Origin of the sequence: Longimonas sp., assembly GCF_046498435.1 — a bacterium.
Taxonomy (GTDB): Bacteria; Bacteroidota; Rhodothermia; order Rhodothermales; family Salinibacteraceae; genus Longimonas.
This window is the reverse complement of sequence record NZ_JAWOAR010000302.1, coordinates 1-8,646: the sequence shown is the minus strand read 5'-3', so window position 1 is coordinate 8,646 and position 8,646 is coordinate 1. Positions and strand designations below refer to the sequence as shown.

General features: G+C 58.9%; 5 protein-coding genes. 3 read left to right on the top strand and 2 right to left on the bottom strand.

Features of this window, described 5'->3' with window-relative positions:
- Both R6U20_RS11685 and R6U20_RS11680 read right to left on the bottom strand, forming a co-directional pair.
- A partial coding sequence (locus R6U20_RS11685; protein ID WP_410338034.1) for a heme lyase CcmF/NrfE family subunit occupies positions 1-2,267 on the bottom strand: 2,267 nt, incomplete at its 3' end.
- A 224-nt stretch (positions 2,268-2,491) separates the two neighbouring features.
- Entirely contained in the window at positions 2,492-3,070 is a 579-nt protein-coding gene (locus R6U20_RS11680) for a DUF3177 family protein (protein ID WP_410338033.1), read from the bottom strand.
- A gap of 409 nt (positions 3,071-3,479) precedes the next feature.
- Here R6U20_RS11680 and R6U20_RS11675 point away from each other — a divergent pair, with 409 nt between their 5' ends.
- From R6U20_RS11675 to R6U20_RS11665, 3 genes are all read left to right on the top strand, one after another.
- Positions 3,480-5,657, top strand: a complete 2,178-nt coding sequence (locus R6U20_RS11675) for a GWxTD domain-containing protein (RefSeq protein WP_410338032.1) — start codon at positions 3,480-3,482, stop codon at positions 5,655-5,657.
- Between the two features lie 249 nt (positions 5,658-5,906).
- Positions 5,907-6,839 (top strand): ABC transporter ATP-binding protein, encoded by a 933-nt coding sequence (locus R6U20_RS11670; RefSeq protein ID WP_410338031.1) that lies wholly within the window; start codon positions 5,907-5,909, stop codon positions 6,837-6,839.
- Between the two features lie 51 nt (positions 6,840-6,890).
- Complete coding sequence (locus tag R6U20_RS11665) at positions 6,891-8,186, top strand: ABC transporter permease (protein WP_410338030.1); 1,296 nt, start codon at positions 6,891-6,893, stop codon at positions 8,184-8,186.
- Positions 8,187-8,646: the final 460 nt, after the last annotated feature.

Genomic DNA, 8,646 nt, shown 5'->3' with positions numbered 1-8,646 from the left:
TCCGGGAGGGTCGGCTTTCCATCCATGGGCTCCACCTGCATACCGGGTAAAACCGGCGTCATGCAGATGGGCTTGAGCCGCTGCGTCTCGTTCGTCTCCAGATCCGTCATTTCCATGACTGCGCCTACGGCAAGCTGCACATCGTTGGGCACATCGGTGTCAGGCAGTTCCATGTCGAATCCCTTAAAGGAGATGGCATACTCCCCATCGCCGATCACGGTCGAGTCGCCCCGTGCCAGTTGAAACTCGCCGCCCTCTGCATCCGGATCGTCGTCGATACCCGTTGCCTCGCGGGGTGTAACAGCCACGAATAGATCTTGCTCTACAAACTTCTTGACACCGGGATGCATGAACCACTGTCCATCATCAGACTCATACGCCTCGGGGCGTACCGTGTAGCTACGGCCTTGCTGGTCGGTAATGTCGAGCGTGTACTCGCCGCGTCCGTAGTCGTTGGTGGTACGGTCGCTGTAGGTCACCTCGTAGCCACTCACCTCGCGGGTTTCGCCGCGGGCCAGCACGAAGTTTTCGCGGGAGGCGTTCTCCACATCGGCGGTCGTGCGGACTTCATCGAGCAGCGGGAGGGCCCGGTCGAATGAGCTGGACGCTACAACGCCGAGCATCATAATGGCGAATCCGATATGCGTAACGGCGCCCCCTGCCATGCGCGGGTTGCCGCGGCCAATGCGCCAGAGCACCATGCCGTTGCCGAATAGCGAGAAGAAGGACCCAAAGACCAGCATCAGCAGCAAGAGGGCGTAGCCGTACGTATCCCAAAACACCCCGAGACCTTCGGTAAACCCAGCCTGGGCAAACTCTTGTGTGGGCACATCCGTTGGCAGGATGACGGTTTGCTGGGCAAAGGGCGTGAGGATGAGCACGGCAATGGTGGCTACCGCAGCGGCGCTTAGCGGCTTCAGGATAACGCGGTTCAGGTTTTCTATGCCCATCTTATTCCACCACATAAGCTGCCCAACGCCAGCCAAGAACACCAGCCCGAGCGCCAGAGGAAGCGTCCACCGATTGTAAAACTCGATGGGCACCGTAGAGGGCTGCGACTGGAAGATGCGCCCAATGATTGGCGTGCTGGTGCCCAGAATAACGACTGCGCTGATGGCCGCAAGAATCATGGCTCCCGAGAAGATCATGAACTCACGCGATACGATGCGCGGTGCTTTTTCGGGCTCAGGCAACTCGTTATAGCGCCAGGCAAAGAGCCCCAGGCCCAGCACCGTCATGCCCACGATCCAGATGAGGAGCTGGTTGTAGAGCCCCAGATCTACAAACGAGTGCACCGACACATCACCAAGAATGCCACTGCGGGTTAGAAACGTGGAGTAGACGACGAAGACATAGGCCAGAATACTGAGGATGAGTGCAGCTTTATGGCTCGACCCACTTTTCTTCTGCACAAGCATGGTATGCAGCGCGGCGACGCCAATGAGCCACGGCACCAGCGACGAGTTTTCGACCGGGTCCCAGGCCCAGTATCCGCCAAAGGAGAGTGTGACGTACGCCCAGTAGCCCCCCATGGCGATACCAATGCCCAGCATGAGAATCGCGAAGATGGTCCACGGCATCGCGGGGCGCACCCATTGCGTGTATTTGCGCTTCCAGAGCGCTGCAATAGCGAAAGCAAACGGCACCACCATGGTAGCAAAGCCCGAGAACAGCACCGGTGGGTGGATGGTCATCCAAGGATTCTGCAGAAGATCGTTCAGTCCTTGGCCGTCAGCGGGGATGAACCCGGGGTTATCTTGGAAAATCGGCGCAGTCGGAAACTTCTCGGCCAGTGTCATGAATGGCGAGGCGCCAATAGGAAGCTCACCCAGTTGCAGGCCGACCAGCATGGAAAGGAGTGCCACCTGGCAGAGCGATACGACGGCCATAACTGGCGCTTCGTAGCGACGCTTCACGTAGCTAATGAGTAGGCCACCGGTGCCACACATCATAAGTGCCCAGAGCAAGAACGAGCCCTCTTGCCCCGCCCAGAACGCCGAAATCAGGTAGCGCAGCGGCAGGTCGTTCGAGGTCTGCTGGTACACATACGCATACTGATACTGATGATTGAGCAGCAGATACCAGAGGATGCCCGAAGCCACCAGAATACCCGCTGTCATGGCGCCCCACGACCAACGCCCAGCGCGCGTCCACAGGCTGCGTTCGCCAGCATGAGTAGATTGGGCAGCCCAGAAAAACGTAATCCCAGATAACGCACACGCCACAAAGGCGGTGATGATAAACAGCTCTCCTACTGTACCAAGCATGAGCAGACGACCGTCGAGAAAGGGGGAGACTCGGCTTATGTGATGCAAGGTGCAGAACCCTATTCGGTTCCTGATTGCGCACGGCCAGGCGAGCCCACCACTCCTGATTCATGTTAATTTGTGCATGCGAGCACACATCGAGATAGATGCCTCATGAATATCTAATTCATGAGGATGTGTGGATCCGCTCCCCCTCGGCGGGGAGACGGTCGATCTCCCTGGCCTCATACCTGCTTAGATTTTCGCCGTCGCAGCCGGTACATCGTAGCCATGAGGTACAGACTGTACGCACTAAGCGCCACCCAGGCCCAGCGCCCGAGCATCCACCAGTCTGCATGTTTATGGAAGAGCGCCGCGTAGGTCTGCGGTGGGCCGTACCAGGCCTGACACGAAACCGGAGTGTCTCCGGTAATGGCACAGGATACCATTGGAAGCATGGACACAGCCCCGGTGACAGAGTACACCACAACAAAATACCACCACATGCGATACACGCGTGCTTGCCACGAGGTGGGGGCGGGGAGTGGGTCCTGCCAGGTTGCACCGATGTCGCCCCGCCACAGCACCAGCGGCACAATTACCCGCGCCGCCACGCTTGTCATAAATCCCATTGTCATTTCGGCAATCCACAGGTACACCGTAATGCCCAACAGCGCAGCAGCCCGCCAGTAGGCCAGCATGCGCATGCGCACCGCTGGGACACGCACCGAGGCCACCAGCAACGCCAGGGGAAAGATAATAAGTGTGACGGTGGCAAACGCAAACTCGACGTATGCCACACGGTGCCAATCCATCGTGTTCATGCACTGCGGGGTTGGTTACTTTTCGCTATTCATGGCATCCCGCCTTGCCTGTCACTGTTCCCCTGCGCGGTAGTGTTTGCGCACAGGCGGTATGCGCGCACCCCAGAAGTTCACTATTTTCGGGATGCAAGACAAGGCAGAAGGACCGTCGTGCTGTGTCACCGAGTTCATGGAGTTAGGAGTTACGCACTTGACCCGAAGGGCGTCATTTCCTGCCTGTGGACGGGGCGGAGCCCCTAAACGATGGCGTCACGAGGCAGAGCCTCGCGACGAGATGACATTCGTAAATACCCAGTACAGTTACTACACATAGAAACGACGTGCCAGGATACGAATATAAGATCCAAATGTAAAACCCATATGCAGCGGTGACAATGACCATTCCTTACGACGGTATATGAGGAGCAATATGCGTACAACACATCTGCTTTGGGTCGCCGGTCTCATTGGGTTTGTCGTAGTTGGATGTGCATCCTCGACCCTGTCATACGGTCAACAGCCACAGGAAAATGTAGCTGATCTGAGTATTGATGAGTCGATCGCGACGCTTGGCGTGGAGGCAGCAAAACGGGGCGACTACGAAGAGAGCGTCCAGTTGCTGACGCCGGTTTTCGAGAACGATGCTGGATACAAAACTCAGCAAGGAGGTGCTGTAGGCTATTGGTTGGGGCATGCGCGCGACGAGGTGAGCGGGCCTCAACCGGCCTTGCGTACATGGAATCAGACCATGCGAGCCCTCGATGAGATGTCGCCCGCCTGGATGCGTACGGCCGATGCGCTGGTGCGTACAACGTTTGCAACGGGTACGCACCCATACTACGAGGTGGCGGCGCAAACATTTATGACATTCATCGAGCAAGCAGGAAATACCGCATCGTTCCCGCCTGCCGAGCGCCGCCGGATACAGCAACATCTCCTGGAAACCACATTCGTCTTGCCCGACAACATCAAGCGTCGCGTTGGGCTTGACCCCGCCGACGAAATTCGCCGCATCACAGATCTTACCTTCAATGAACACGCGGGCGAGGTCCTTACCGCATGGTGGCGCCAGCAAGACCGCCAGGCTGCCACCCCCTCCAATGAGCGCCTCATGGAGCACCTGGTCCGTGTTGAAGATGCGCGGCGCGCGTACATGCACGACGAGTATATCGATGCGCGCGGTCGAGTATACATTCGGCTTGGTCCCCCACCTATCACGCTCGACGTCACCTTCGACGACAGTGCTGAACTGTGGCGAGAGGTCATTCGCCCGTCTCCAAGCCTTACGTCGTTCGACTTTTCGCCAGGCATTTATTGGGAATACGATGAGTTGGGACACGAAGCGCACTTTCTGTTCTTCGAAGAAGAGCAGGGCGATGTCTATGAGTTAGGGGGCGTGATGGATATGATGCCGCGACGCGTCCGTAATCATCATGCAACGCAAGGCAGTCGATCATCAAATACATACGCCTTTTTGCGCGGTATGGAGGTGGCTCTGGCACAACTCTCGGTGTACAATCCGATGTACATGGAGCGCTACAGCGAAGTCGAAAACTACATTGCGTATCTGAAAACAGGAGGAGGCCTCAACTTCGAGACGCCCACCGAGCAGGCAGTGAAAGTCAACCATCAGAGTCAGCGGGAAGACCACCGGCTGAAGCGCATCCGTCGTGAGACGGTAGGGGCGGCGCAGTCAACGCTGGACAATGACCAGCGCCCGCTTGACGTGCAGATGCGGTGGGCGCGCTTTCTGGATCAAGATGGCGCCACACGCACCGAAGTCTACTGGAGTGTTCCAACAGACGACCTCAACCCCCGCGATGCTATCGGCGAGTCGCCCCTGGAGGTAGACGAGTCGGCCCTGCCCGACGAATCGCGGGTCGTGGCTACCGCTCGTCTGGAGGATGAGCAGCACCGCGCTGCGCATCAGGCCACCACGCAAACCGATGTGGAGGCTCCGGCAGATCTCGAACAGAACCGTGGGCAAGAGGCGGCGTGGATTCTCCCGCAAACGGTAGCCATCCGGTCTGAAATGCCTTCGTTTCATCTTGGGCTTCAGTGGGATCAACGCCTGGGCGCTTCTGCTGATGCAGCAGGCAACTTTCTGCTCCGCCAGTCAACGGCCCGCCTCGACTCGCTGCAACAGCTGGATGCAACATCAACATCTCTGGAGATGAGCGATGTGAAGCTGGTCACGGTCGATCCTGAATCGTTGCGTACCCCACTCGACGGTGAAGCACTGACGCCGTATCCCCAGCAAACAGCTACGCTGGATACGCCCCTCGGAGTGTACTTCGAAGTGTATCACCTTGCGTTCGATGACAGCGATCGGACGCGCTATACCATCGATCTGGAGGTCAACCGCGAGCAGCCGCGTCGTGGAATCTCGCGGTGGGTACGAGGGGATGACGTTACGCAAACAGCAACCACCACCACGAGCGAGTCAGCCCAGCGGCGGGTTCAGGAGCTCTTCCTGCTGGATATGGAATCGTGGGACGACGTAGGCGACCAAGAGGAGGTCACGCTCACTGTGCGCGTAACTGACGATATAACAGGCGACTTCGTAGAGCGCGAGGTGAAACTGACGCTTTTAAATGGCGCGTCATGACCAAATCCACTGAACAAGCGCCTCCATCCCTCCACGTCGTCCTGCACATCCCCGCAGGCGGCGTGCACCTACAGCACGTAGACGAGAAACAACTTAACGCTTCAGTCGCATTGACATTGGTGGCGTGGCATCGTTATCGTAGCATCACCACAATGCACATCACCATAATGGATGTGCAATCCTATTGTGGCGATCCTCGCATTTTGGGTCGTACGATAGCATAGATACAGAACAGGTGCCCAATCAGCCATGCCCACCCTCGCCGTCGACCACGTGCACAAAGCCTATGGGGATACAAAGGCGGTGCACGACGTGTCGTTTGCTGCCGAACCCGGACGCATTCTCGGGCTGCTGGGGCCAAATGGCGCGGGCAAGACCTCAACGCTGCGCATGATCACCCACATCACGCAGCCCGATGCCGGAGCCGTGCGCTACGATGGGCGTCTCGTGGGCGCATGGAGCCAGCGGCGCATGGGCTACCTGCCCGAAGAGCGCGGGCTCTACCCCGATCTGCACGTCAAGGAGCAGCTCGTCTACCTGGGACAGCTCAAGGGCCTTTCTGCTGATGCCGCCACTGAGCGCGTGCACCACTGGCTGGAGCGATTCGATGCACTCGACTGGGTCGACAAGAAAACCGAGGAGCTCTCCAAAGGCATGCAGCAGAAAGTGCAGTTCATCGCTACGCTCTTGCACGACCCGCAACTGCTCATCTTCGACGAGCCGTTTAGCGGCCTCGATCCTATCAACTCCGATGTGCTGCGCGACATTATTCTGGAGCTGCGCCGCACCGACCGCACCATTCTCTTTGCCTCGCATCGGATGGAGCAGGTCGAGCAGCTCTGCGACGACATCTGTCTCATGGCGAACGGACAGGTCGTGCTGAACGGCGATCTGCGCGAGGTGAAGCAGCGCTTTGGCACCAACACCGTCATCGTGCGCTTTGACGGCTCCGACGCCTTCATCAGCGACCTCGAAGCCGAGGGCGCTGTCCGGGTGCATGCACGGAGTGCCCACCGCGCCGAGATGCGCCTGCTAAACGAAACGCCCGCCCGCCGTGTGCTGCAAGCCGCGCTCGACACCGTCGACGAACTGCATCACTTTGAGCGCACCGAGCCGCCGCTCAGCGAGATCTTTGTGGAAGTCGTAGGTGAGGCCAACGCCGCCCAAGCTGCCGCTGCATAGCACGCCCCCCCCTTCTTGCACTGCCTCTTCTTTTGAACGAACCGCTACCCCATGCATCCCATCTGGATCATTCTCAAAAGCGAGTTCTGGCGCCGCGTACGGTCCAAGGCATTCGTGCTCGCCACACTACTGGCGCCGGTAGGCATCGTTGCCCTGTTTGCGCTGCCGGGGCTGCTCACCTTCTTTGCGGCAGACAGCGATGACGAGCCGCCCATAGCGGTGGTCGATGCCACCGAACAGCTCCTTCCCCACCTGCAAGAACAGCCCAGTAGCTTCACCTTCGTCAACGCATCAGCCGATACCGAAGCCTTGGCCGATTCGGTACGCGCCGAGGTCTACAGCGGCTACCTGGTCCTCCCCGAAACGCTTCTGCAAGGAGAGGGCACCGCCTCGTTCTATCGCAGCAGCGGGGGCGGACTCGGCACGCAGAATCGCATCCAAAACGTCGTAGAGCGGGCTGTGCGCGATGTGCGTCTGGCCAACGAGGACGTACCCGACGCCGTCGAGTCGATCCTGGCGGCCTCGCCCTCGCTGGAGATGCGCCGCATCACCGAACAAGGCGATCAGGCCGATGCTACACTCATCTACTCGGCCATTGGCTACATGCTGGCCTTTGTGATCTACTTTGCCGTGTTCATCTACGGACAGTACGTGATGCAGGGCGTCATCGCCGAAAAAAGCTCGCGCGTGGTCGAAATCGTCGTCTCCTCTGTGCGTCCGTTCGAACTGCTCATGGGCAAGGTGCTGGGCATCGGCGCCATGGGACTCGTGCAGATGCTCACGTGGGGCGTGCTCGTAAGCGGCGCCCTGGCTGCGGCCGGACCGCTCTTCATGCTGTTTATGGATCCGGCGGCCTACGACATCGCCCCAGATGCCTCGCAACAAGCCGCGCTCGAAGCGGCGGGCATCACCATCCCGTCGCTTCCGATCTCGCTCTTCGTGTGGACGCTCCTCTTCTTTGTGGCGGGTTACCTGCTCTATGCCAGCCTCTTCGCCGCCGTGGGGTCTGCCGTCGAGCGCGTGCAAGACGCCCAGAGCCTCATGTATCCGGTCTTCATTCCGCTGCTCATCCCCCTGCTGGTGCTCGGCGTCGTCATCGAAGCGCCCAACGGCACCCTGTCCACCGTGCTGTCATTCATCCCGTTCTTCGCCCCCATCCTGATGGTCCTGCGCTCGGCCCTCACCGACGTCGCGTTCTGGCAACTGGCGGTGTCATGGCTACTTGTGATGGCCACCTTTGTCGGCACCATCTGGGTCGCCAGCCGCATCTACCGCGTCGGCATCTTCATGTACGGCAAACCCCCCAGCCTGCGTGAACTGATCCGCTGGGCGCGGTACCGTCCGTGAGGCAGGACGTCTGTCATTTCAAGGTGTATTGTGTAAGCAGAGCAAACGTTTAGGCCGAGCAAAGCAAGCCGCGTGGCCCACATCTTTCTGGGTCATAGCAAATCCGCATGCTTTGTTGCGGTGCAAGGCCGAGGTGCACCATCTGGAATGACGCCCCCCGAACGTCATCCTGGACGGAGCGCAGCGGAGATCCAGGATCCAGAGGGGGCAGAAACCTTGCATGTATGGCGGTAGGTCTTGGGTTAGAGGCTTGGGGCAGTTTTGAGGCTTCGACTCTCGCTCGCAGCATAGATTACTGCGTGCGTACCACAGGCATGACCTTCGGCCCTCGCTTCGCTCGGCTCCAGATCTCCTGCCGACCACTGTCGGCAGGAGATCTGGAATGACGGCGAATTTTACGGATTTTTTCTGTCTTATTCCGTAAATGAGTTCAAGGCAGCAGGCGTATTCCTCTTTAAAT

Bases quoted from the DNA above. Each gene is read 5' to 3' on its own strand.
- R6U20_RS11675 (WP_410338032.1), top strand. From the start codon at position 3,480: ATGCGTACAACACATCTGCTTTGGGTCGCCGGTCTCATTGGGTTTGTC.
- R6U20_RS11665 (WP_410338030.1), top strand. From the start codon at position 6,891: ATGCATCCCATCTGGATCATTCTCAAAAGCGAGTTCTGGCGCCGCGTA.
- R6U20_RS11670 (WP_410338031.1), top strand. From the start codon at position 5,907: ATGCCCACCCTCGCCGTCGACCACGTGCACAAAGCCTATGGGGATACA.
- R6U20_RS11680 (WP_410338033.1), bottom strand. From the start codon at position 3,070: ATGAACACGATGGATTGGCACCGTGTGGCATACGTCGAGTTTGCGTTT.